Source organism: uncultured Clostridium sp. (genome assembly GCF_934754925.1).
Taxonomy (GTDB): domain Bacteria; phylum Bacillota; class Clostridia; order Clostridiales; family Clostridiaceae; genus Clostridium.
The window spans coordinates 39988-65205 of the sequence record NZ_CAKVJA010000005.1 but is presented as its reverse complement, the minus strand read 5'-3'; the positions used below and the strand labels follow the sequence as shown (position 1 = coordinate 65205).

Genomic DNA, 25218 nt, shown 5'->3' with positions numbered 1-25218 from the left:
GGAGAAATATGAATTTTAAACAATGTAAAATATCTTCAAATTTTTTTATAGTGCTTCTTATAATTATTGTCTTTAATTCTATAATATATATTTTTGGTAAAAGAATACTTCCAACTGTACTTGAGCTTGGAGAAATTAAAATAAAATCTGAAGCAGTAAAAGTTATGAATGAAGAGAGTGTTAATGTATATTCAGAAAATTTTAAATATGATGATATAATTAATATAGAAAAAGATTCTGATGGTAATATAACAATGATAAGAGCGAATACAGTAAAGCAAAATTATTTAGCATCTCAAGTGGTTTTGAAATGTGATGAAAGACTTTCAGAACTTGAAGATTTAGGGGTTAAGATTCCGTTAGGATACTTAACTAATAATGTAATGTTTTATAATATGGGACCTAAAATAACTGTTAAGATGCAACAAATAGGTAATATAACTACATCTTATGAATCAGAATTTGAAAGCGCTGGAATAAATCAAACTAGGCATAAGATATATTTGAATATGACTGCTACAATGAGAGTTATTGTACCTTTTAATAGCAAGGAAGTTGAAGTAACTTGTCAAATACCTGTTTCAGATACTATTATAGTAGGTAAAATTCCTGAAACAGCAATAAATATGAATGGAAGTAACTCTAACTAAAAAGTGGTATTTGCCACTTTTTTTGTTTAAGAAAAAAAAGCCTAGTGAATTTTAATATGACCTATAAAGATAGTTGAATAAATAATAAATTATAAAATAATATTGCTTTAGTATAAAGATTAAGTCAATAATAGTATTAAGGTTTATATTGTAAGGAGGAATGAAAAGTGGAAAATTTTAATTTTAAGGCTTATACAGAAATATTATTTGGAAAAGGTCAAATTTATAAATTACCAGAGGTAATGAATAGATATGGTAAAAATGTTTTACTTGCTTATGGTGGAGGAAGTATAAAGAAAAATGGAATATATGATAATGTTAAGAAGTTATTAAATGATTATAATATAATTGAACTTGATAAAATTGAACCAAATCCAAAGATTGAAACTGTAAGAAGAGGAGTTAATCTTTGCAAAGAAAATAATATTGACGTTATTTTAGCAGTTGGAGGAGGAAGCACAATAGACTGTGCCAAAGTTGTTGCTGCAGGAGCTTTTTATGATAAAGATCCATGGGATTTAGTAACGAATCCAGAAAAAATAGATAAAGTTTTACCAATAGTAACAATTTTAACTTTAGCAGCAACAGGTTCAGAAATGAATGGAAATGCCGTTATTTCTAAAATGGATACTAATGAAAAGTTAGGTACTTCAAGTGTAAATATGAAACCACAAGTATCTATTTTAGATCCAGAATATTTATATACATTACCAAGTATTCAGACAGCGGCAGGTACAGCTGATATAATGTCACATGTATTTGAAAGTTATTTTAAAAAAACAGAAGGTGCTTTTGTTCAAGATAAATTCTCAGAAGGATTATTAGAAACTTGTATAAAGTACTGTCCAATAGCTTTAAAAGATCCTACAAATTATGAAGCTAGAGCTAATTTAATGTGGGCTAGTTCAATGGCTCTTAATGGATTATGTGGTAGTGGTAAACCAGGAGCTTGGACTTGTCATCCAATAGAGCATGAGCTAAGTGCTTTCTATGATATAACTCATGGGGTAGGGCTTGCAATAGTAACTCCAAGATGGATGAGATATATTTTAAGCGAAAATACAGTAGATAAGTTTGTGGATTATGCAATAAATGTATGGAAATTAGAAAATAAAGGTGATAAGTTTGCTTTAGCAAATGAAGCAATTGATTTAACTGAAAAATTCTTTAAAGATTGTGGAATTCCTATGACCTTAAAAGAAGTTAATATTGATGAAACTCATTTTGATGAAATGGCAAAGGGAGCTGTAGAACATGGTTCCTTAGCTTATGCTTATGTTCCATTAAATGAAGCTGATGTTAAAAAAATATTAGAAATGTGTTTATAAAATTATACTTATTTAAAAATGATGCTCTGAAAAATAGGGCATCATTTTTACATTTTTCTTATTTTATTACTTAAAAGGTATCAATATCATTTCCCCTTAGTATTAATCATAATGATAATTTAAAAATAATATAATTATATTAGTTAAGAATTATATTATAAGTAATAGCTTTTATCCATTAGCCCTAATGAGATAGGGCTATTTTTATTAGTAATCTATGTAGATCTTTATAAAATATTATGGAGGAGATGTTAAATATGAGCAAAATAGCAGTAAGAGGTGGACATTGTCCAAAAGTTCCTGGAGCAAGGGGCATATTGGATGAGTTAACAGAAAATAGATTAGTTAAAAATTCAGTTATAAAATATCTAAGGCAATTAGGGCATGAAGTTTTAGATGTAACTCCACCAGATAGTACAAGTACTTCAAATTCAGACTTAGCATATGGAGTTAATGAAGCTAATAATTGGGGTGCTGATTTATTTGCATCAATACATTTTAATAAGGCTTATGATAGTTATAATGGAGCGTTAGGAACAGAGGTATGTGTTTATTCTGAATATGAAATAGCTAAGAGAGTCGTTAATGCTATTGCATCTTTAGGATTTAAAAATAGAGGACAAAAAGTTAGAACAGGTTTATATGAATTAAAGCATACAAGTATGAAAGCTATGATAGTCGAAATTTGCTTTGTTGAGGCTACTGAGGATGTTGCATTATATAGAAGACTAGGAACAGATTTAATAGGAAAAACTATAGCTGAAGCTATATCAAATAAAACAACTAAAACTACACCGGTTAGCAATACAGATGAACCATCTACTATAGGTAACAATACATTGAGTTCAACAGGTGATAATTGGATAAGAAGCCTTCAAGCTGAATGTAATGCACAAGGATTTTCTAATCAAACAGTAGATGGAATTCTAGGACCTAAAACATTAGCTGGTTGTCCTACACTTAGACAAGGAAGTAGGGGGAATATAACTAAGTTACTACAAGAAAAGCTTGTTTCATTTGGTTATAATACTAATGGAGTTGATGGAATATTTGGTTCACAAACTAAGACTGCAGTTATTAACTATCAAAAGTCAATGGGATTATCTCAAGATGGAATTGTTGGCGAAAACACCTGGAAAAAGTTGCTAAATTTATAGGAACTAAAAGAATTATGTAAGATTAACTTTCTAATGTTTATATAAAATTTTAAAGATAGTAGAGGAGATTTTAATTTATATCTTCCTCTATTATTTTATTAAAATATATAACTGTATTAATATAAATATAAATATAAAAATTAAAAAATTTTAATTTTTCTTTAATTTTACTTTCATGAAAAGTAGCAGAATGTATTATATAATTTAACTACCCATTGAAACTAACAACTAAATAAGTTAGTTTTATAAAATAAATATACAAAAATAAGGGTATATTTTTTTTAATTAATAGATATAATACATATATTAACAATATTAATATTATTATATAACGGAGGATAAAAATGAAGAAATTAGCATTAGCAACAATTATTATTGGTATTAGTATAAGTTTGGCAGGGTGTAATAATGCAACAAACTCAACTACTGAAAATAATATTAATGAAAAACTAACAGTTGATCAAGCAAAAGAAATAGCATTACAACATGCTAACTTGACAATTGATCAAGTTTCATTTATAAGAGCAGAAAGTGAAATAGAAAATGGAATAGAAAAATATAATATAGAATTTTATTCTGGAAACAACGAATATGATTATGAAATAGATGCATCTAATGGAAATATACTAGAATGTGATCAAGATATAGAGAATTATGATATACAAACACCTATAAATTCAGATTCAACTCAAATAACTCTAGAGCAGGCAAAAGATATAGCTTTGAAAAATGCTAATCTAACAAATGATCAAGTTACATTTACTGAAGAAAAGTTAGAGATTCATAATGGAGTTCAAAAATATGAATTAGAATTTAATAGTAATAATAAAGAATATAGTTATGAGATAGATGCTAATAGTGGTAAAATATTATCATTCGAACAAGATTAAAAGGTGGAGCAAATTTGTTCCACCTTTTTAAGAGTCAATATTTTTATTAAATTTATATATTATTTACTTTCCCAATTAAATACATATGGAACATTTCTGTAATAACCTTCGTAGTCAAGTCCATAACCTACTACAAATAAATCATCTATTTCAAAACAACAATAATCAGGTTTTAAATCAACTTTTCTTCTAGAAGGTTTATCTAATAATACACAAGTCTTTACTGATTTTGCTCCTAATTTTTTTACATGTTCTATAACAAATTGCATTGTATATCCAGTATCAATTATATCATCAACTATTAAAATATCTAATCCTTCTATGTTATCTGGAATGTCATTAACAACATTAACAGTACCAGAACTAACTTCACTATGTCCATAACTAGAAGTAGTCATAAAACCAACTTTAGCTTTTACATCTAAAGCCTTAAATATATCAGCTCCAAAAACAAAGCTACCTCTTAAAAGTGGTAATACATATAATTCTTTACCTTCATAATCCTTACTTATTTCTTCACCTAATTCTTTAACTCTAACTTTAATTTGTTCTTCAGAAAAAAGAATATTACGTTTTTTATCGTCCATGTAGAAAACCTCCACTACAGTATTTATATTATTAATTATTATATGAAAAAATATCATAAATAGTCAGCATATTTATATTATGCAAAAAACTTAATTATACTCGACTTAAAATACAATATTAATATAAATTTTAACAATATTTTTAATGTTTTGCAACTGAAAAATTGGAAACTATTCAGTTTACATTTACTTTAGAATAAGATAAAATATAGTGAAATATTCAGCAATAATAGTATATATAGGAAGAAGTTTAATAGAAAGTATAAAATTAATTTTATATATTTTAGTATATACTAAATAAGAATTCTTTAGTTGAGGTGATAAGATGATATATGGAAATATAGATGGTGTAAAAAAGTCTGCTATAGAGGAATTGGAAAGACTTTATAAAGCTAAATGTCCTAAAGATGAAGTTTGTTCTACTGAAATAATAGAAGTAATTTCTAGAGTTTCATCATTTATAGAAAGAGAAATAAGTGTTGCTATAGATAGACGAGGGAATATTAGAACTATAGCAATAGGAGATTCTACTTCAGTAGAAATAGAAACTTTAGATATAAGAGAAAAAAGATTGGCTGGTGTTAGAATAATTCATACACATCCAAATGGTATGAGCAATTTATCAGCATTAGACATTAGTGCTTTATTAAAATTAAAATTAGATGCTATAGTAGCTATTGGAATATATGAAGGAAAGATATTAGATTGCTCTTTAGGTATGTTAACAGTTCTTAACGATACTTTAGATTATGAAGAAACTGCTCATATACCTTTAGAAGAGATATCTAAGATACACATTTTAAATAAAATTAATTATATAGATTCTTTAATTAAGGAAAAGGATATAATTGAAGATGATGAAGAAAAAGCTATATTAGTAGGTTCAGATACAAGAGAAAGTTTAGAAGAACTTAAAGAGTTAACAAAAGCTTGTGATATTCCAGTACTTGATAGTGTTTATCAAAGTAGAAGTAAAATAGATGCTGCTTTTTATATTGGAAGAGGTAAAGTTTTAGAAATTTCTCAATTAAGACAAAAATTAAGAGCAAATGTAGTTATATTTGATGATGAATTATCAGGATCACAAGTTAGAAATTTAGAAGCAGCTATAGGTGCTAAGGTTATAGATAGAACTACACTTATTCTTGAAATATTTGCTAGAAGAGCGAAGAGTAGAGAAGCTAAAATCCAAGTTGAATTAGCACAACTTAAATATAGAATGAGTAGACTTCAAGGGTTAGGTACAATAATGTCAAGAACTGGTGGTGGTATTGGTACTAAGGGGCCAGGAGAAAAGAAGCTAGAAACTGATAGAAGACATATAAAAGAGCAAATTTATGATTTAAATGATGAATTAAAAAAAATTAAAAAGATTAGAGAAACTCAAAGAGAGAAAAGAAATAAAGAAAGTATTCCAAAGGTTTCATTAGTTGGATATACAAATGCAGGAAAATCTACTTTGAGAAATGCTCTTTGTGATGTAGCAGCTCAAAAAGAAGTTATAGGTAAGGAAAAAGTATTTGAGGCAGATATGCTATTTGCTACACTAGATATAACAACTAGGGCTATTGTATTAAAAAATAAAGGAGTAATAACTTTAACAGATACAGTTGGATTTGTTAGAAAGCTGCCACATGATTTAGTAGAAGCATTTAAATCAACTTTAGAAGAAGTAATTTATTCAGATCTTTTATGTCATGTAGTTGATTCTTCAAGTGATACGGCTTTAGAACAAATTAGAGCAGTAGAAGAAGTTTTATTTGAATTAGGAGCTAAAGATAAGAAGACTTTACTTGTTTTAAATAAAATAGATAAAGCAACAGAAGAGCAACTTGAAGCTATTAAGAAAGCTACAAGTGAATATGAAACAATTGAAATTTCAGCAAGAGAAGGTATAAATTTAGATGAGCTATTAACGCTAATAGAAGAAAATCTTCCATATAAGATGAAAAAATGTGAATACTTAATACCATATGATAGAAGTGATATGAATTCATTCCTTCATAGAAATTGTAGAGTTTTAGAAGAAGAGTATAGAGAAGATGGAACTTTCATGATTGTTGAAGTTGATGACGAAAGTTATAATAAAACTAAAGATTACATCATAAATATATTAATGTAATAGTTAATAAGAGATACTTAAGGTTAAGTAATTTTAAATTCTATAAGAAATAATATAGTTTCTAAGGAATTTTAAAATAAGTTATCTATACTCATGGAGTTAGATAAATGCTTGTTTTAAGTATTCTCTTTTTAACATAGGTTCTGATATTGTTAATAAAAAAATATAAATATTTTAAGGTACTACTTAAAAAATGTTCATAGGTATCAATAAAATAATTTATATTTAACAATATCAGAACCATTTTTATTCTGAGATATTAAAAAAGTTAAATATATAACAAGTATGGTGTAAAGTGGGTGGAAGTAAAATGGTCAATGGAACAATTATGCAATATTTTGAATGGTTTCTACTACCAAAGTGTAAATTATGGAATGAGATATCTAAAGAGGCAAATAATTTAAAGCAGTTAGGAATAACAGCTGTATGGATGCCACCGGCATATAAGGGAATTGGAGGTGGATATGATGTTGGTTATGGAGCATATGATTTATATGATTTAGGAGAATTTAATCAAAAAGGAACTATAGAAACTAAGTATGGTAGTAAAGATGAATATTTAATGGCAATAAAAATGCTAAAGAAAAATGGCATTCAAAGTTATGGAGATATAGTTTTAAATCATAAAATGGGTGCTGATGAAGCTGAAGAAGTTATGGCAAGTGAAGAAGAATTTTTTAATAGAAATATTCCTATTAGTGGAAATAAGCTTATAAGAGCATGGACTAAATTTACTTTCCCAGGAAGAAATAATAAATATTCATCTTTTAAGTGGGATTGGAATGACTTTGATGGAATAGATTATGATGAGAAAACAAAGAGAAATAGTATTTATAAATTTTTAAATAAAGAGTGGAGTAATGGAGTAGATAAGGAAAATGGAAATTATGATTACCTTATGGGAGCTGATTTAGATTTTTCTAATAGGGAAGTTGTAGAGGAATTAAAAAGATGGGGAAAATGGTATATTGATTTTACAAATATTGAAGGGTTTAGATTAGATGCTGTTAAACATATAAGTTATGAATTTTTTGTAGAATGGTTAGAGTATTTAAGAAAGGAAAGTGGAAAAGAATTATTTTCTGTAGGAGAGTATTGGCATGCTAATGTAGATGTATTATTGAATTATTTAAAAAATACTAAATATGTTATGTCTTTGTTTGATGTGCCATTACACTTTAATTTATATGAGGCTTCTCGTAGTAATGGTGATTTTGATATGAGAAATATATTTAAAGGTACATTAGTAGAGAGATATTCAACAAAGGCAGTAACTTTTGTTGATAATCATGATACTCAATTAGGAAGTTCATTACAATCATGGGTAGAGCCTTGGTTTAAGCCACTAGCATATTCTTTAATTTTATTAAGAATAGAAGGATATCCTTGTGTTTTTTATGGAGATTATTATGGTATACCAAGTCGTGGTTATTTTGGAATAGGGAGATCTTTAGATTTATTATTAAAGGCAAGAAAAGAATTATCATATGGACAGCAGCATGATTATTTTGATGATAAAAATATAATTGGATGGACAAGAGAAGGTATAGAAGAATATAATAATTCAGGATTAGCTGTTTTGTTAACTAATAAATTAGGTGGAGAAAAGAAAATGTATATAGGAAAACAGTTTTCAGGACAGAAGTTTAGAGATTTACTTTTTAATTTTGAAGAAAAGATAGTTATAGATGAAGAAGGTTTTGGAAAATTTATGGTGAGAAACGGAAGTGTATCTGTTTGGGTATTAGATAAGGTAGATATATAAAATTTATATATTTTAATATACTAAAAAGGTGGGAGGTAATAATATGAAATTAACTATGAAAAAATTTCTAATGTTTGCAGTTACATTTTTATTTGTAATGGGGATTTCAATTAATGTGTTTGCAGAGACAAATGAAAGTGCAAAAAATCTGTTTTATTCAGGAGATAATATTAATGAAACTGTAGATGGAAAGTCAGATGTATATATAGCAGGTAATTCTATCAGTTTAGGTGGAACCGTGGAATCGGATGTTATTGTAGCAGGAAATACTATTAATATTGATGTTGAAAGTGTTGGGGGAAGTGTTAGAGCAGCCGGTTATAGTGTAAACATAGATTCGAAAATCAATAGAAACATAACGGCTTGTGCAAATGTCATAAACATAAAGTCTAATACAAAAGCTAAAGGTATTTATATTTTAGGCGGTAATATTAGCTTTTTAGGAGAAGCAGAAGATTTATATATTAGTGGTGATAAGGTAGAACTAAATGGAGTAGTTACAGGGAATGTAAAAATAAATTGTAGTGAATTAGTTATTGGTGAAAATGCAAGGGTAGATGGAGAATTAGAATTAGAATCACAAAATGAACCAATAGTTTTAGGAAATTTTAATACTAGTAAAATAAACTTTGAAAAAATAGAAATTAATAATGAAGATAATAATAGCTTTATTGGGGCATCACTTATAGGAAAAACTATAAGTTTAATAACAGCAATAATATTAGTTGTATTAATAACTTTATTATGTAAAAGATATTTATTAAATAGTTATAACAGATTGGTTAGTAAACCATGGTTGCCTTTTTTAGTTGGGTTTGCAACTCTTGTAATAGTACCGATATTAGCAATAATATTATGTTTTACTGTTGTGTGTATACCAGTTTCTATAATTAGTATATTGATATATAGTGTATTAATATATATTGCACCGATAATATCAGGTATAGTAGTAGGAAGAGTTGTATTTAGAAATATGAATGAATACCTTTCAGGAATAGTATTTACAGTAATTATTAAAGTTATAACATTTATTCCTTATGTTGGTGCAATTGTTGGGTTTGCATGTTTATTATTATCATTAGGATTATTTATGCAAAATATTTTTAGTCTATTAGGTAGAAAACAAGCATAGAAAATTGTAGAAATAGTACAGGATTATTTAAGTTTATAATTCTGTACTATTATTTTTATAAAAATTTGACCGTATTTACTATATTTTCTATAATTAAATGTATTAATACAATTTTATTAATAGAGTTATGGGGGCAATATGGAAAAGTATAATATTGAATTTAATGATTATGAACCTAAGTATGTTCAAATTGCAGAGAATATCAAGAATTTAATTAATTCTAAAATAGTAAAGGATGGAGATAAGTTACCACCTATAAGAAGCTTAGCTAAGATGTTAAATGTAAATAATGTTACTATTGTGAGTTGCTATGATAAACTTGTAAGTGAAGGTTATGCTTATCAAAAAATGGGATCAGGAACTTATGCTAAGAAAAGAGAAATTACTGATTATTTTAAAAAAGAATATTCAAAAGAAATTAAATTAATAAAAAATAATTATGAGAAAAATATAATTGATTTTACAGGAGAAAGTTCTAAAAAAATAAACTTCCCAATAAGTCAATTTAAAAAGGTTATAAATGAGGTATTAGACAGAGATGGAGCAGATGCTTTAATTAAAGAAGAAGCTTTTGGATATAAGAACCTTAGAGAAACGATAAATAAAGTTTTTTGGAATGATTCTTTAAATATAGATAATTTATTAATAGTATCTGGGGCACAGCAAGGAATAGATATTGCATCAAAAGCAATATTAAATATTAATGATAATGTAATTGTTGAAAAACCTACTTATGCAGGAGCATTATCAGTATTTAAATTTAGAAGAGCAAATGTATTTGAAATACCTATTGAAGAAGATGGCATAAGTATAAAAAAGCTTGAAGAGATACTAAGAAAAAATAAAATTAAATGCTTTTATACAATGAGTTATTTTCAAAATCCAACAGGAATTAGTTATAGTCATGAAAAGAAGCTTGCTATTTTAGAGCTAGCGGAAAAGTATGATTTTTATATAATAGAAGATGATTATTTGTCAGAGCTAATATTTGATGATAATATAAAACACGAACCATTTAAGGTTTTAGATAAAAATGATAGAGTAATTTATATAAAAAGCTTTTCAAAAATATTTCTACCAGGAATAAGACTTGGATATATAATATCTCCAGAAAGTTTTAGAGAAAGTATCCAAAACTCAAAGATTAATACGGATATTGCTACATCAACATTAATGCAAAGAGCTTTAGAAATGTATATTAAGGAAGGGTATTGGATTGAATATATAGATAGTCTAAGAAGTGAGTATATAAAAAGATATGAGTTAATGAAAAAACTAATTAACGAAAAGTTGAAAGAATATATAGCTTTTTTTGATCCTAAAGGTGGGGTAAGCTTTTATTTAAATTTAAAAGATAAAGAAATTAAATCAAAAGAATTATTTTATAGGCTTAAGGAAAAAGGTGTTTATATTACTCCAGGAACATTGTTTTATAAAGGGGCAAATTTAGGAGAGCAATATTTTAAGGTGAGTTTTTCACAAGTTAATGAGAAAGAAATAATAAGTGGAATTGATATAATTAAGGAGGAACTAGAACAATGGCATATATAACGATAAGAGAATATGGAGAAGATAGCTTTATTGAAAAAAAATCTGAATTTATTGGATATGCAAAAAGAGTAGAAAATGAAGAGGAAGCAAAAGCATTTGTAGCAGAAATAAAATCAAAACATAAACAAGCAAGACATAATTGCTGGGGATATATAATTGGTGAAAATATGGGGATTCAACGATATAGCGATGATGGTGAACCACAGGGTACTGCAGGAATTCCTATTTTAGAAGTAATGAAAAAATCTAATATTACAGATTGTGCAGTTGTGGTAACAAGATATTTTGGTGGTGTTTTGTTAGGAACTGGAGGGTTAACAAGAGCTTACACTAAAGGAGCCTCTATAGCATTAAAAGCTGGGGGTGTAGTAGAGAAGGTCCAAGGTGTTAAAGTATCACTTACATTAGATTATGATATGATAGGAAAAGTGCAATATTTTTGTGGGCAAAACAATTGGCATATTGAAGATACTGAATATACAGATAAAGTTATAATACACATACTAGCAGAAGTTTCTGTGGCGGAAGAAATAGAAAAAGAAGCTATAGAAGCAAGTAATGGAAAGATAATAGTTGAAAAAAGTAAGCCAGAGGTGTATTTTAAAGAAGAGAATAGATTATATAGTATAATATAATTTATAGTAAATAAAACTAGGGTAAAACAGGTTACTAAATTTTAATGATAGTTTTAAGTTTAAAGATTTTAATCTAATTTAAGAGAAAATTGTTAAATAATAATCCTTATGGTATAATATAAAGGATTTTTATTAATAGATTTAGAAGATTTAGGAGGATGAAATAATGTCAGGACATTCAAAATGGCATAATATACAAAATAAAAAAGGTAAAGCTGACGCTAAAAGAGGGAAAATCTTTACTAAAATTGGTAGAGAGTTAATGATAGCTGTTAAAAATGGAGGACCAGATCCTGATAACAACCCTAAATTAAGAGATGCAATAGCAAAAGCAAAAGCAGCTAACATGCCAAATGATACAGTACAAAGATCAATAAAGAAAGCTTCAGGTGAATTATCAGCAGTAGACTATGAAAGAATAGTATACGAAGGATACGGACCATCAGGAGTTGCTGTTATTGTTGATACTTTAACTGATAATAAGAATAGATCAGCAGGAAATGTAAGAAGTGCTTTCACTAAAGGTGGCGGAAATATGGGAACTACAGGTTGTGTAGGATTCATGTTCCAAGAAAAAGGTGAAATTGTTATAGAAAAGGGAGACCTTGATGAAGAAGAATTAATGATGATGGCATTAGATGCTGGAGCTGAAGACTTCAATAGTGATGAAGAAGAAGTATTCATAATCACAACTGCACCAGAAGATTTTGGTACAGTAAGAGAAGCTTTAGAAGCTGAAGGATTAGAATTCTTAGAAGCAGCAGTTAAAATGATTCCAGATACATATACTGAAATTGATGAAGATGCAGCTAAGAAGTTCCAAAAGATGTTAGACTTACTTGAAGATGATGATGACGTTCAAGAAGTTTACCACAATGCTGAATTCCCAGAAGGATGGGACGAATAGAAGGTTTTACGGATATATAAATATTTGTTATGACGTACAACTATTAAGGATTTATTTATGATATATATTAAATACACTTTTTATTGTTTTTATAAGAACAATAAAAGGTGTATTTTTTTATTATTAAAATAACCTCTAGATAAGTTTAAATTAAAGCTATATAAAAATTGATCGTAACGAATACCAATAGATATATAGGTAAGGAATTAATTAATTTTTATACTTTATACGGGGTTAATAGAATAAATTTAGGTATAATAACAATTTATATTTTCCATAATTATGTATTACAATATATTTAAAAGAAATAATGAGAGGTTAGATTATATTATGGAAACAATAAAAGTGAATGAAAAAGAATTTAAAATAATTAAATTATTAGGTAAAGGAAAAGGTGGTTATTCCTATTTAGTATCTGATGATAAAGAAAAATATGTTGTAAAACAGATTCATCATGAACCATGTGAATACTATCAATTTGGAAATAAGATAGAAGCAGAATTATCAGATTATAACAAACTCTATTCCACTGGTATTAGAATGCCTAAAATGTTAGATATAGATATAAAAAATGAAAGAATTCTAAAGGAATTTATAGATGGATATACTATATATGAATTAGCATTAGAAAATAAAGTCAGTCCAAGTTATATTAAGCAGATTAAAAATATGTGTGAAATATTATACCCATTAAATATTAATATTGATTATTTTCCAACTAATTTTATTGTAAGCAATGAATTACTTTGGTATATAGATTATGAATGTAATAACTATATGGAAGAATGGAATTTTGAAAATTGGGGAATCAAATATTGGTCTAAAACTCCAGAGTTAATTGAATATTATAATAAAATAAAAAAATAAGAAGTTTTGATTAAATATAATTAGTCTGTTAAATTTCTTTTAAAGTTAGTAATATTATATAATATATAAAAAAATTAACAAATTTACACGAATAATAAAAAAACTATTGCAAAAAATATTCGTATAATGTACTATTCTTAATGTAGTAAAAGATGTAGGCCTATTCATCTTAAATATGTTAAGGGGGATAAAAATGTTAAAAAATAAAAGTAAGTTACTAGCGCTTATAACTGCATTTACAATTAGTGCTGGATTAATAACGCCAGTAAAATCAGTTAAAGCAGATAAGATTAATGTTGAAGCAGTACATAATATTGAAAGTGTAACTTTAAATGAAGATGGAAATAATGATGATAAATCTTTAAATAAAGTTATAGAAATCTTAAGTTTTAATGATTTTCATGGAAATGTATTAGAAAGTGGAAAAAATATTGGAGCTGCAAAATTAACAGGTGTTATAAAAGAATACCAAAAGAAAGATGAAGATAGTGATACATATGGGGTAGTAACAGTTTCTGGTGGTGATATATATCAAGGAACAGCAATTTCTAATATATTAGCTGGAGAACCTGTTACTGAAATGCTTAAGGAAATTGGAATAGTAGCATCAGCTATAGGTAATCATGAATATGATTGGGGATCAGATAAAATAAAGCCATGGGCAGAAGAAGCAGGTTTTAAATTTGTAGCAGCAAATTTAATTGATGAAACTACTGGAGAAGCGCCAGAATATGCAGAACCTTATGTAATGACTAATGTTGAAGGGATTAATATTGCATTTATAGGTATCGCAACACCAGAAACATTAACAAGTACAAAAGCTGAAAATGTTGTTGGTTTAAAATTCTTAGATATAGTTGAAACAATTGATAAATATTCAAAAATTGTTAGAGCTGAAGGTGCAGATATAGTAGTTGCATTAACACATTCACCAGCAGAAGAAAACAGTGATGGAACAATAACTGGTGAAGCTGCAGAAATAGCAGAAAATGCTGCTGATGTTGATGCAGTAATTGCTGCACATAATCATAAGTTTGTTGATGGATTTGTACAGAATAATAATACTGGAAAAGATGTACCAGTTGTTCAAGCTGGATATAATGGTAGAGGATTATCAGTAATTACATTTACTTTTGATGAAAACGAAGAGATTTTAAATGTAAATGCTAATACTAGACAATTTTATGCAGAAAGTCCAACAAATGAATTTCCTGTAGATGAAAATGTTGAACAAAGCATAGCTAAATATAATGAAGAGTTAGCACCAACATTATTGACAGAAGTAGCAGAATTAAACTTTGATTTAGATCATGATAGATATGCTGGGGTTACACCTCTTGGGGTAACTGTTGCAGAGGCAATGAGACAAGCTGGTGGAACACAAGTGGCAATAGCTAATGGCGGTGGAATTAGAGCACCTTTAACAAAGGGAACATTAACACTTGGGGATATGTATACAATATTACCATTCGATAATAATTTACTTACTATGAAAGTAACAGGAGCTAAATTAAAAGAATTAATTCAACATGGAATTAATCCAGATGATTTTGGATGGGGACAATATTCAGGGGTAACAGTATGGTATGACTCAGCAACTGATGAAATAACTTCAATGAGATTATCAGATGGAACTAAAGTTCAAGATGATGAGTATTATACTTTAACAAGTATTGATTTCTTAATGACTGGTGGAGATAGTTATAACTTTGATGGACATATTGATCCTGTTATTATTGGGGAAATGAGAGATGTTGTTATTAACCAATGGGAAAATGGTATTGATAAGTTAAATTATAATTTATTAATAGATGGTGAAGATACATCAGTTATTCCAGAGGCTATGATAGGAGTTATAGATACATCTATAGTTACATTAATAGCTGGCGATGGAAGCTATGAAAATCCATTAGAAATGAAAATTAATGATGTTGAAATTAATAAAGTAAAAGCTTTCTTAAATAACTTAAAACAATTAGGAAATTTAGAAATTGAAACAGAAGAAAATGATGAACATACAGTATTCAAAATGAAGATTTCATTACGTAATAAATCAACAGAAGATCTTTATATTACATTTAATGTAGATAATACATTAACAGAAGTGATAGAAACAATAAAATCATTAAAAGAAGATAGTTCAGTTGAGAGTAAGCCAGAAGAAACTCCAGAAACAAAGCCAGAAGTAAATCCAGGTGAAAGTGGAAATGTTGGAAATACTGAAGAAGAAAATAATACAGAAAATAATAGTACTGGAAGCAATGATAAATTACCTCAAACTGGGGCACCAGTTTCTTCTGCTCAAGTTATATTTATGGCATTAGTTATAACTACAATTGGAGTTGTGGTTCTTAAGAAAAAAGAAAATATTGTATAATTTTAATATTATAAGTATTGACATACTTATAATTAAGTGATAGCATAAAGAAAAAATCCCTTTAAATTGATTCGAGAAATCAGTAAGGAAGTTATAGTATGCTTATAATATTGTCTTTTTATATAGAAATATAATTATTAAAAAGATAAATAATTTGAATTATATTAGCCTTCCTTCTATAAGGAAGGCTTTTTTATATAAGTCAATAAAGTGTATTATGCCTTATTTAGTTATTTGAATTAGGGAATGAACTAGTAAGGAGAATGAAACAAATGAAAACAAACAAAATTAACAACAGTAACAAATTAGCCATAAAAATGGCTGTAGCTCTTATTTTAGGGTTAGTAGTAGGAGTAGGATGTATAATACTTAGGGAAAATCTAAATGCTAATGGAAATACGCATATATGGACAAGCATTAACAATATATTATTCCAGGATATTTCAAAAGAGGGAGCAACAAATGCTATAGGAATCTTTTATATATTAGGTCAACTATTTGTAAATGCACTTCAATTAGTAATAGTACCAATGGTATTTACATCAATAGCCTTAGCTATGTGTAAAATAAGTGATACTAAAAAACTTGGACGTATTTCATATAAGACAATATTAGGGTTCTTAGCAACATCAGTTTTTGCATTAGCATTAGCAGGAGCAATTGGATTTATAATTAAAAATCTAGGTTTATTTACAGCAAATGTGGAAAATGTTACAGCACAAGCAGGTGTAGCAAGCTCTACAAATCCATTATTAATAATAGTACAAGCAATACCAAATAATATAACAGCAGCATTTTCTACAAATGGAAGTATTCTTGCAGTAGTTTTTGTAGCAGTAGTATTAGGACTTTGCATAAATACTTTAGGAGAAAAGATAAAGGCGTTAAAAACTTTATTAGAAGAAATAAACTCTATTATAACAGTATTTTTAAGTTTTATAATAACAAAATTTGGCCCTATAGCGATATTTGTACTAATTACAAGAACATTTGCAATATATGGTGTAGATAATTTAAAACCAGCACTTGTATATGTAATTACTACAGTGTTTGCATTATTATTATTCTTAGTATTTGGATATGCATTGTTTATAGCAATTGGAGCTAGACTTAATCCAATTAAATTTATAAAAAAGATAGGAAAGGTTGCTTTATTTGGATTTTCAACTTCATCTTCAGCAGCAACATTACCTTTAAATACAAAAACTACAACTGAAGAGTTAGGTGTTAGTGAAGATATTGCATCATTTATATTACCACTTGGGATGACTATAAATATGAATGGTACAGCGATAATGCAAGTTATAGCAGCTATATTTATAGCTACAAGTGCAGGATATGATGTAACTATAGGAAACATAGTGGTTATAGCTCTATTAGCTTTAATATCATCTGTTGGTACACCAGCAGCACCAGGTTCAGGAGCAATAATATTATTCACTGTATTAACAGGGATGGGATATAATAATGATGCAGCTATACTTGCTTATTCATTAATACTTGCAATAAACAGACCAATAGAAATGTTAGTAACTTCTCTAAATGTAGTTGGAGATGCAGCAACAAGTGTTGTGGTTGCAAAGTCAGAAGGCATGTTAGATGAAGTGGCTTATAATAATGAAATAGTTTTAGCAGAAGAGTTAGCTGAATAGGTAACTAGAAAAGGAACAAGCTACATTAAATAGTGAAGTGTCAATTTTAAAGTTAAATAGAATACTTCATAAATAGCTTGTTCTTTTTTATTTCTAAAATATTTATATAATTGGAATATAAAAAAGGACAACAAAATGTTGTCCGGAATAACTATTTAAATGTCATTGCATTTTTAAACCTAGATCCAGCTAGTAGGAATAAAGGTACTCCAATGCATGTGATTACAACTAACTCTCCTAATGCAACTTGTCCCATAGATAAAACTAATGGTAAACCATATAGCTTATTTAACATCCAACCAACTATAAGTCCATTAAATATTGTAGGCCAAATAGAGGCGATAAAAAGCTTAGCTTTATAATTTTGTATTATCTTACCAGTTAAGTAAATAGCATATACACTAATAAATGTAGCTAATGTTCCAAATAATACATCCATAGGGCCATTAGGACCTAATAGATTAGCAATTAAACATCCAAGTGTTAATCCACCTATGTATAATGGATCAAATACAGCTAATAAAACTAAAATTTCGGAAATTCTAAACTGAACTCCCATGTAAGATAAAGGTGCAATAGCAACGGTTATAACTGCGTAGATTGCTGCAATAATTGCAGTTCTAGTCAGTCTTTTAGTTAAATCATTTTTCATTTTGAAAAACCTCCTAATAAAATTATTAGGAACCTAAGGATTATAATAGTTAGAATATAGTAGATACTAGTTTATTTATTAAGAGAAATATACTAATTAATTACTAATTCTTATCTATTATTTTAAGTATAAACTTTTACCTAGTTTTGTTTTAAGACAGGAGGTTCCCGAACTGTCTATATTACAAAAGTAAATTATACTGAATATTATATTACAAATCAAGTAAAAGTGATTTTAAATTAAAAATAAAATTTTTAGTGGTTAATTACTAATTTTAATCATAGTATAATAAGAGAATTATTATACTATGATTAAAAGTTAATATACATAGATGGGATAAAAATTAAATGTTTAAGAAATGAGAATTTTTTATTGTAATAAGGGGGAGTTTGTGTGGAATTTTTAAATGAGGACTTAAAAAATAAATTTGAAAATCATAAAAGTAAGATACAAGAAAATATTGATATGGGAAAAAATATGGGAGTAAATAAAATTAGTGCAATCCTTGCCATGGATGATGAAAGTGAGGAAATTCAAAGATTGCTAGTAAGTTGGTTGCTGTTAGAGGGATATAGAATTTCTCTTAAAAAAGAAGATTTTAGCATATTAACAATTGAATGGTAAAAGCTCCTTTGTGAGCTTTTACTTTTAAAAAAAATTATAACTTATGAATATCATTTGGAAAGTTGTCAAGAATTACAACTAAGGAGTGATGTTTATGAGAAATAAATTTAAAAATATTAATGAAAAAGAAATAAATAATGAAAATAAGTATACAAATAAAAAATTAGCAATAACTTCAGGTATAATTGTAACAGCTCTTGTAATTAGTTTTTTTGGAAGTTATTTTATAACAAATAGATTAACTAATCCTAAATATGTAAGTGACACTACAGAAAAAGAGAAAACAGTATATAATAATACTAAAGCTTTAGATGATGATATGATTGTAGTTTTAATGAATCAAGGAGTAGTGGAAAAAGAGCAAAGTATTTCAGAGTTTAAGAAAGAAAATTCTATATCAAGTGAAATTAATCAACAATTTATTGTGAATTTTTTTGAAGCTAATGGATATAATTTAGAAGAATTACAAGATGAAAGGGTAGTTTTTAGCAAAGATGGAACTACAAATGTATTACAACCTAATAAATATTACATAGGTGAAAAAGATGGATATTTCGCAATTTATAAAACTGATAATGAAGGAAATTTAACAATTGAAAATGAAAATGATGTATATAGGAATAGTAGATCTATAGATTTTTTACAAGGTGAGGATTTAGAGGATATTAAAAATTTAAAGCATTGTTATGATACAAAAGATGAAGCAATAGAAAAATTAACTGCATACATTTCATAATGTTTATCCCATATAATCACTTTTTTAAGTGATTTTTAATATACCCTTTAAATTATATATTTTTACATGAAGAGATTATAAATAGAATTTGGTTCTTATTTATAATCTCTTTCATTATAGGAAAATAGATGCTTGTATAACATTGTAGATAAGAGGAGAAAATATTATTGTAAGCAACTAAGGAGGCGAAGATATGAGTATTGTGCCAAGCTTTGAATATTTATTAGTTATGACTAGTGGAAATATTATAGGGTTTCATGATGAAGAAACAGCAAAAGCATATATTAATAACTACTATTACTTTAGGACAAGAGATAATGATGTAGTTGGAGCATATGAAGATTTAACAGAAGACTTTGATGATATTGCTAATGTAATTTGTTATAAAATTGGAGTAGAAGAGGGAGAATGTAGATTATATAATACTAGAGAAATAATAGAAAAAATACAAGATGAATTTGTTTTTGAAGATGAAAAGGAAGAGTTAATTATGAAATTATTATATAATCCTACTGAAATAAATACATTTGATTATGCAATAGATAATATATTTACTAATTCAAATTCTATTGATATTATGGAGCCCTATGGAGACCCTATAACAGGGCAGTAACAGGATAAAAGCTAAAGAGAGTTATACTATACATTACATAAATAGTATAACTCTTTATTATTGAAAAAATTAAAGTAAAATGGTAAAGTATAATGTAGACTAAAGAAGTAATATAAGCAATATATAATTTAAAATTATAGAAACTTAATTACAATGAACAAAAATAATCTAATTTTTAATTAGATTAAGGGGGATGGCTATGTACGAATATATAAAGGGAAAATATATTGGGATTAATAAGGATTATGTTATTATAGAGAATAATGGTATCGGATATAAAATTTTTACGTCAGGAGCAACTATGGCAGAAATGCCTAAGATAGCTGAAGAGGTTCAATTGTATCTAGAACAAATAGTAAGAGAAGATTTTATAGGGCTATATGGATTTAAAGATAGAGAAGAGTTAGAAATGTTTAAGTTACTTATTTCAATAAGTGGAGTAGGTGCAAAAGCTGCTTTGTCTTTGCTTTCAATAAGTAGAATAAATAATTTAAAATATGCAATAATTATGGAAGATGATAAGCACTTATGTAGAGCGCCTGGAATTGGGAAAAAAACAGCTGGAAGAATAATATTAGAGCTTAAAGATAAGATTAAAACAGATGAGGTTACTGAAGGTGTCGATATTCAAGAAGGATTTGAGGATATTGTACCAAGCAATAATAATGCAATAGGTGAGGCACTTGGTGCATTATTAGCTCTTGGATATTCAGAAAAAGAAGCTGAAAATGCATTAAAGAAAGTAAATAGACAAGAATCTGTAGAAAATATTATTAAGGAATGTTTAAGAGTATTAATGGGATAGAGGTGATAGATTTGGAGAGAATTATCACTCCAGATGAGATTCTGGAAGATGGAAACAATGAATTAAGTTTAAGACCTCAAAAAATTAATGAGTATATAGGGCAAGATAAAGTAAAAGAAAGACTTAATATTTTTATTACAGCGGCAAAAAGAAGAAATGAAGCATTAGATCATGTATTGTTGTATGGTCCACCAGGACTAGGTAAAACAACATTGGCTAATATTATAGCAAAAGAGATGGGTGGAGATCTAAAAATAACTTCAGGGCCTGCAATTGAGAGAGCAGGAGATTTAGCTGCTATATTAACAACATTAAAAGATAACGATGTTTTATTTATTGATGAAATACATAGATTAAATAGAAGTGTTGAAGAAATACTTTATCCAGCAATGGAAGATTATGCTTTAGATATAGTCATAGGAAAAGGAGCAGCTGCTAAATCTATTAGGTTAGATTTACCGCATTTCACCTTAATTGGAGCAACAACTAGAATTGGTATGTTGACATCTCCATTAAGAGATAGATTTGGAGTTCTTTGTGATATGGTATACTATACTGAAGAACAATTAAAGGAAATAATTGTTCGTTCTGCTTTTGTATTAGGTTGTGATATAACTGAAGAAGGTGCATATGAAATAGCAAGACGTTCTAGAGGTACTCCGAGAATTGCTAATAGATTATTAAAGAGAGTTAGAGATTATGCGGAAGTGTATTCAGATTGCTTAATTAGCTATAAAGAAGCAAAGGCAGCTCTTGAACTGTTAGAGGTAGATGCTCAAGGTTTTGATAGAGTTGATAATAAAATATTAGAAGCTATTATTGATAATTTTAATGGGGGGCCTGTAGGAATAGAAACATTATCTTATTTTATAGGTGAAGAACTTGGTACTATAGAGGATGTTTATGAACCTTATCTTCTTCAAAAAGGATTTATAGTTAGAACAGCAAGAGGAAGAACAGCTACAGATAAGGCTTATGATCATTTAGGAAGAACAAGAGGTAAAAAAGTTACAAAAAGACAAACTAGTTTTTTTGAAAGTTAGGAGATATATAATGAAGACAAGTGATTTTGATTTTTACTTACCAGAGGAGCTTATAGCTCAACATCCATTAGAAAAGAGAGATTATTCTAGATTAATGGTTTTAGATAAGGCTACAGGAGAAATAGAACATAAACATTTTTATAATGTAATAGACTATTTAAATCCAGGGGATACATTAGTTTTGAATAATACTAGAGTAATGCCAGCAAGACTTATAGGAGAAAAGTCTGTAACCGGAGGTAAGATAGAATTTTTACTTTTAAAGAGAATTGAAGGCGATAAGTGGGAATGTTTAGCTAAGCCAGGAAAAAGAGCTAAAATAGGAACTGAATTTACTTTTGGAGAAGGTAAATTAAAATGTAAGGTAGTTGATATTGTAGAAGAAGGAAATAGAATTATAGAGTTTTCTTATGATGGAATATTTGAGCAAGTTTTAGATGAATTAGGTGAAATGCCGCTTCCACCATATATAACTGAAAGGTTAGATGATAGAGAAAGATATCAAACAGTTTATTCTAAAGAGCAAGGATCTGCGGCTGCTCCAACTGCAGGATTACACTTTACAAAAGAACTTTTAGAACAGGTAAAAGAAAAAGGTGTAAATATTGCTTATGTTACATTACATGTAGGTCTTGGAACATTTAGACCAGTTAAGGTTGATGATGTAAATGAGCATGTTATGCATTCAGAATTCTATCATTTAGAAGAAGAAGATGCAAAGATAATTAATGAAACAAAAAAACGTGGAAATAAAATTATTTCTGTTGGAACAACATCTACAAGAACATTAGAAACAATTGGAGATGAAAATGGTTTTGTTAAGGCTCAAAGTGGATGGACAAATATATTTATTTATCCAGGATATAAGTTTAAAGTAGTTGATAAGCTTATAACTAATTTCCACCTGCCAGAATCGACATTAATAATGTTAGTTTCAGCTTTAGCAGGAAAAGAAAAGGTAATGAATGCTTATAATGAAGCTGTAAAAGAAAGATATAGATTCTTCTCTTTTGGAGATTCAATGATAATAAAATAATAAAAACATAAGTTAAAAGGACGTGAAGTTTTGAGTAAAAGATATACACTGTTAAAAAAAGACGGTAAAGCAAGAAGAGGGAGATTTGAAACACCACATGGAACAATAGAAACACCAGTATTTATGAATGTTGGAACTTTAGCTGCAATTAAGGGTGGAGTTTCTTCTATGGACTTAAAAGAAATAGGATGTCAAGTTGAGCTTTCAAACACATATCACTTACATTTAAGACCATCTGATAAAGTAGTTGCTAAAATGGGTGGATTACATAAGTTTATGAATTGGGATAGACCTATATTAACTGATTCAGGCGGATTCCAAGTATTTTCATTATCATCAATGAGAAAGATTAAAGAAGAGGGAGTTTACTTTAATTCACATATAGATGGTAAAAAAATATTTATGGGACCAGAAGAATCTATGCAAATTCAAAGCAATTTAGCATCAACAATAGCTATGGCTTTTGATGAATGTATACCAAATCCATCAACTAGAGAATATGTAATAAATTCAGTTGCAAGAACAAACAGATGGTTAGATAGATGTATAGCTGAAATGAATAGATTAAATTCATTACCTGATACAATAAATAAAGAGCAAATGCTTTTTGGTATTAATCAAGGTGGTTGTTACGAAGATATAAGAATAGAACATGCTAAACACTTAGCAAAACTAGATATGGATGGATATGCAATTGGTGGTTTAGCAGTTGGTGAAACTCACGAAGAAATGTATAGAATTATTGATGCAGTAGTTCCACATTTACCAGAAGATAAACCAATATACTTAATGGGAGTTGGTACTCCAGAAAATATACTAGAAGCTGTAGATAGAGGTGTTGACTTCTTTGATTGTGTTCTTCCAGCTAGAAATGGTAGACATGGTCATGTATTTACAGGGCAAGGTAAAATAAACTTAATGAATGCTAAGTTTGAATTAGATGAAAGACCAATAGATGAAGGATGTCAATGTCCTGCATGTAAAAACTATACAAGAAGTTATATAAGACACTTATTTAAAGCTAAAGAAATGCTTGCACTAAGACTTTGTGTTTTACATAATCTTTACTTCTATAACAAATTAATGGCTGATATTAGAGATGCTATTGATAATGGAAACTATAGTGAATTTAAGGAACAAAAACTTAGAGAGTGGAATATAAAAAAATAGCTTTTAATAATGGGTTTATGAATAATTTATTAAAGTTTGAATATAAAGTGTTCATAGAATTGACATATAAATTTAAATAAAGTATATTATTTAATACATAGTAAATATTACAATGTATTGTTTTAAATACGAATGTGAAGGGAAGGGATTTTAATGACACAATTATTAGCTACATTATTACCTTTAGTTGCAATGTTTGCAATTATGTATTTCTTATTAATACTTCCAGAAAAGAAAAGAACTAAGAAATATAATACAATGTTATCAGAATTAAAAGTAAATGATGAAGTTTTAACTAGAGGTGGAATAATTGGAAAAATCATTACAATAGATGAAGATCAAATGGTTATCCAATCAGGCCCAGATAGAGTAAGATTTAGAGTAACAAAAAATTCTATAGCTCAAAAATTAAATAAAGACGTTGCATAATAAAGAATATTACCCCCTTTTAGTTCATAGAATGAACTAGAAGGGGGTATTCTTATGGAGTGGAAAGATTATTTTGGAAATGTTCTAAAGGGAGTTGTTGGAGCGGTTGCAATAGTTACCATATTAACTGCTATTTTTTCGCTAATTATGAGTTTTATAGAAATTAGTCCGGCCATAGATAGCGCAATTAATGTTGGAATAACAAGTGTAAGTTTAATATTTGGAACAATATTAGCGGCTAAATTATATGGACATAAGGGCTGGTTAATAGGTCTTTCAGTTGGTGTATTATTTTACATAGCTTTATATGCCATAGGAGTTTTATTTGGAGCTGAAGCTACTTTAGGATTATATGATTTGATGAAATTTTCACTTTGTGTGTTAGTAGGTATTCTTTCAGGTATGTTAGGAATTAATTTAGGAAGAGATTAAAAAATAAGAGAGGTATATTTAAAATTTAGATATACCTTTCTTAAACTTTAACCTATAA

At 27.8% G+C, this 25218-nt stretch carries 24 protein-coding genes; 22 read left to right on the top strand and 2 right to left on the bottom strand.

The annotated features are described in order from the left end of the window. The first annotated feature begins 8 nt into the window (after positions 1 to 8). The 4 genes from yunB (at position 9) to Q0G30_RS03705 (ending at position 4025) form a co-directional block, all read left to right on the top strand. Positions 9 to 650: a sporulation protein YunB gene (gene yunB, locus Q0G30_RS03720; RefSeq protein WP_294386697.1), complete on the top strand. Its 642-nt coding sequence runs from the start codon at positions 9 to 11 to the stop codon at positions 648 to 650. 167 nt (positions 651 to 817) lie between these two features. Beyond that, entirely contained in the window at positions 818 to 1978 is a 1161-nt protein-coding gene (locus Q0G30_RS03715) for an iron-containing alcohol dehydrogenase (RefSeq protein WP_294386692.1), read from the top strand. A 257-nt stretch (positions 1979 to 2235) separates the two neighbouring features. Further along, entirely contained in the window at positions 2236 to 3135 is a 900-nt protein-coding gene (locus tag Q0G30_RS03710; RefSeq protein WP_294386689.1) for an N-acetylmuramoyl-L-alanine amidase, read from the top strand. Between the two features lie 344 nt (positions 3136 to 3479). Then, positions 3480 to 4025: a PepSY domain-containing protein gene (locus tag Q0G30_RS03705; RefSeq protein ID WP_294386685.1), complete on the top strand. Its 546-nt coding sequence runs from the start codon at positions 3480 to 3482 to the stop codon at positions 4023 to 4025. 59 nt (positions 4026 to 4084) lie between these two features. Here Q0G30_RS03705 and hpt read toward each other — a convergent pair whose 3' ends face one another. Beyond that, positions 4085 to 4612, bottom strand: a complete 528-nt coding sequence (gene hpt, locus Q0G30_RS03700; RefSeq protein ID WP_294386682.1) for a hypoxanthine phosphoribosyltransferase — start codon at positions 4610 to 4612, stop codon at positions 4085 to 4087. 325 nt (positions 4613 to 4937) lie between these two features. Here hpt and hflX point away from each other — a divergent pair, with 325 nt between their 5' ends. The 9 genes from hflX to Q0G30_RS03655 all read left to right on the top strand — a co-directional run bounded on the left by hflX (position 4938) and on the right by Q0G30_RS03655 (position 17620). Next, positions 4938 to 6734, top strand: a complete 1797-nt coding sequence (hflX, locus tag Q0G30_RS03695) for a GTPase HflX (RefSeq protein ID WP_294386679.1) — start codon at positions 4938 to 4940, stop codon at positions 6732 to 6734. A gap of 310 nt (positions 6735 to 7044) precedes the next feature. After that, entirely contained in the window at positions 7045 to 8499 is a 1455-nt protein-coding gene (locus Q0G30_RS03690) for an alpha-amylase (protein ID WP_294386676.1), read from the top strand. A gap of 43 nt (positions 8500 to 8542) precedes the next feature. Continuing rightward, the gene (locus Q0G30_RS03685; RefSeq protein WP_294386674.1) at positions 8543 to 9631 is read left to right on the top strand and encodes a hypothetical protein; all 1089 of its coding nucleotides are present in this window, start codon (positions 8543 to 8545) and stop codon (positions 9629 to 9631) included. A gap of 138 nt (positions 9632 to 9769) precedes the next feature. After that, positions 9770 to 11182 carry a PLP-dependent aminotransferase family protein gene (locus tag Q0G30_RS03680; RefSeq protein WP_294386672.1) on the top strand — a complete coding sequence of 471 codons (1413 nt, stop codon included), beginning with the start codon at positions 9770 to 9772 and terminating at the stop codon, positions 11180 to 11182. Beyond that, entirely contained in the window at positions 11170 to 11817 is a 648-nt protein-coding gene (locus Q0G30_RS03675) for a YigZ family protein (protein ID WP_294135991.1), read from the top strand. The genes Q0G30_RS03680 and Q0G30_RS03675 overlap by 13 nt, the downstream gene beginning before the upstream one ends. Before the next feature lie 166 nt (positions 11818 to 11983). Further along, a complete protein-coding gene (locus Q0G30_RS03670) occupies positions 11984 to 12724 on the top strand; it encodes a YebC/PmpR family DNA-binding transcriptional regulator (RefSeq protein WP_042393627.1) in 741 nt (246 codons plus the stop codon). A gap of 330 nt (positions 12725 to 13054) precedes the next feature. Further along, positions 13055 to 13591 carry a hypothetical protein gene (locus Q0G30_RS03665; protein ID WP_294386666.1) on the top strand — a complete coding sequence of 179 codons (537 nt, stop codon included), beginning with the start codon at positions 13055 to 13057 and terminating at the stop codon, positions 13589 to 13591. A gap of 193 nt (positions 13592 to 13784) precedes the next feature. Further along, on the top strand, positions 13785 to 15968 hold the full coding sequence (locus Q0G30_RS03660; RefSeq protein WP_294386663.1) for a 5'-nucleotidase C-terminal domain-containing protein: 2184 nt from the start codon (positions 13785 to 13787) through the stop codon (positions 15966 to 15968). Between the two features lie 272 nt (positions 15969 to 16240). After that, positions 16241 to 17620 (top strand): dicarboxylate/amino acid:cation symporter, encoded by a 1380-nt coding sequence (locus Q0G30_RS03655; RefSeq protein WP_294386661.1) that lies wholly within the window; start codon positions 16241 to 16243, stop codon positions 17618 to 17620. Positions 17621 to 17771: 151 nt separating this feature from the next. Here the strand turns inward: Q0G30_RS03655 and Q0G30_RS03650 are convergent, their stop codons facing one another. Next, positions 17772 to 18272, bottom strand: coding sequence for a QueT transporter family protein (locus tag Q0G30_RS03650; RefSeq protein ID WP_294386658.1), 501 nt, complete (start codon positions 18270 to 18272; stop codon positions 17772 to 17774). 393 nt (positions 18273 to 18665) lie between these two features. On the opposite strand from Q0G30_RS03650, the gene Q0G30_RS03645 reads away from it, so the two are divergent. From Q0G30_RS03645 to Q0G30_RS03605, 9 genes are all read left to right on the top strand, one after another. After that, entirely contained in the window at positions 18666 to 18896 is a 231-nt protein-coding gene (locus Q0G30_RS03645; protein ID WP_294386654.1) for a hypothetical protein, read from the top strand. Between the two features lie 94 nt (positions 18897 to 18990). Beyond that, complete coding sequence (locus tag Q0G30_RS03640) at positions 18991 to 19632, top strand: hypothetical protein (RefSeq protein ID WP_294386652.1); 642 nt, start codon at positions 18991 to 18993, stop codon at positions 19630 to 19632. 193 nt (positions 19633 to 19825) lie between these two features. Then, entirely contained in the window at positions 19826 to 20245 is a 420-nt protein-coding gene (locus Q0G30_RS03635) for a hypothetical protein (RefSeq protein WP_294386649.1), read from the top strand. Positions 20246 to 20444: 199 nt separating this feature from the next. Further along, positions 20445 to 21050 carry a Holliday junction branch migration protein RuvA gene (gene ruvA / locus Q0G30_RS03630; protein ID WP_294386646.1) on the top strand — a complete coding sequence of 202 codons (606 nt, stop codon included), beginning with the start codon at positions 20445 to 20447 and terminating at the stop codon, positions 21048 to 21050. A gap of 11 nt (positions 21051 to 21061) precedes the next feature. Further along, positions 21062 to 22093 carry a Holliday junction branch migration DNA helicase RuvB gene (ruvB, locus tag Q0G30_RS03625; RefSeq protein ID WP_294386643.1) on the top strand — a complete coding sequence of 344 codons (1032 nt, stop codon included), beginning with the start codon at positions 21062 to 21064 and terminating at the stop codon, positions 22091 to 22093. A gap of 10 nt (positions 22094 to 22103) precedes the next feature. Next, a complete protein-coding gene (queA, locus tag Q0G30_RS03620) occupies positions 22104 to 23129 on the top strand; it encodes a tRNA preQ1(34) S-adenosylmethionine ribosyltransferase-isomerase QueA (protein ID WP_294386641.1) in 1026 nt (341 codons plus the stop codon). A 30-nt stretch (positions 23130 to 23159) separates the two neighbouring features. Further along, the gene (gene tgt / locus Q0G30_RS03615) at positions 23160 to 24299 is read left to right on the top strand and encodes a tRNA guanosine(34) transglycosylase Tgt (protein WP_291744105.1); all 1140 of its coding nucleotides are present in this window, start codon (positions 23160 to 23162) and stop codon (positions 24297 to 24299) included. A gap of 153 nt (positions 24300 to 24452) precedes the next feature. Continuing rightward, a complete protein-coding gene (yajC, locus tag Q0G30_RS03610) occupies positions 24453 to 24728 on the top strand; it encodes a preprotein translocase subunit YajC (RefSeq protein WP_294386638.1) in 276 nt (91 codons plus the stop codon). Between the two features lie 54 nt (positions 24729 to 24782). Further along, positions 24783 to 25160: a TIGR04086 family membrane protein gene (locus tag Q0G30_RS03605; RefSeq protein WP_294386636.1), complete on the top strand. Its 378-nt coding sequence runs from the start codon at positions 24783 to 24785 to the stop codon at positions 25158 to 25160. The last annotated feature ends 58 nt before the right edge of the window (positions 25161 to 25218 follow it).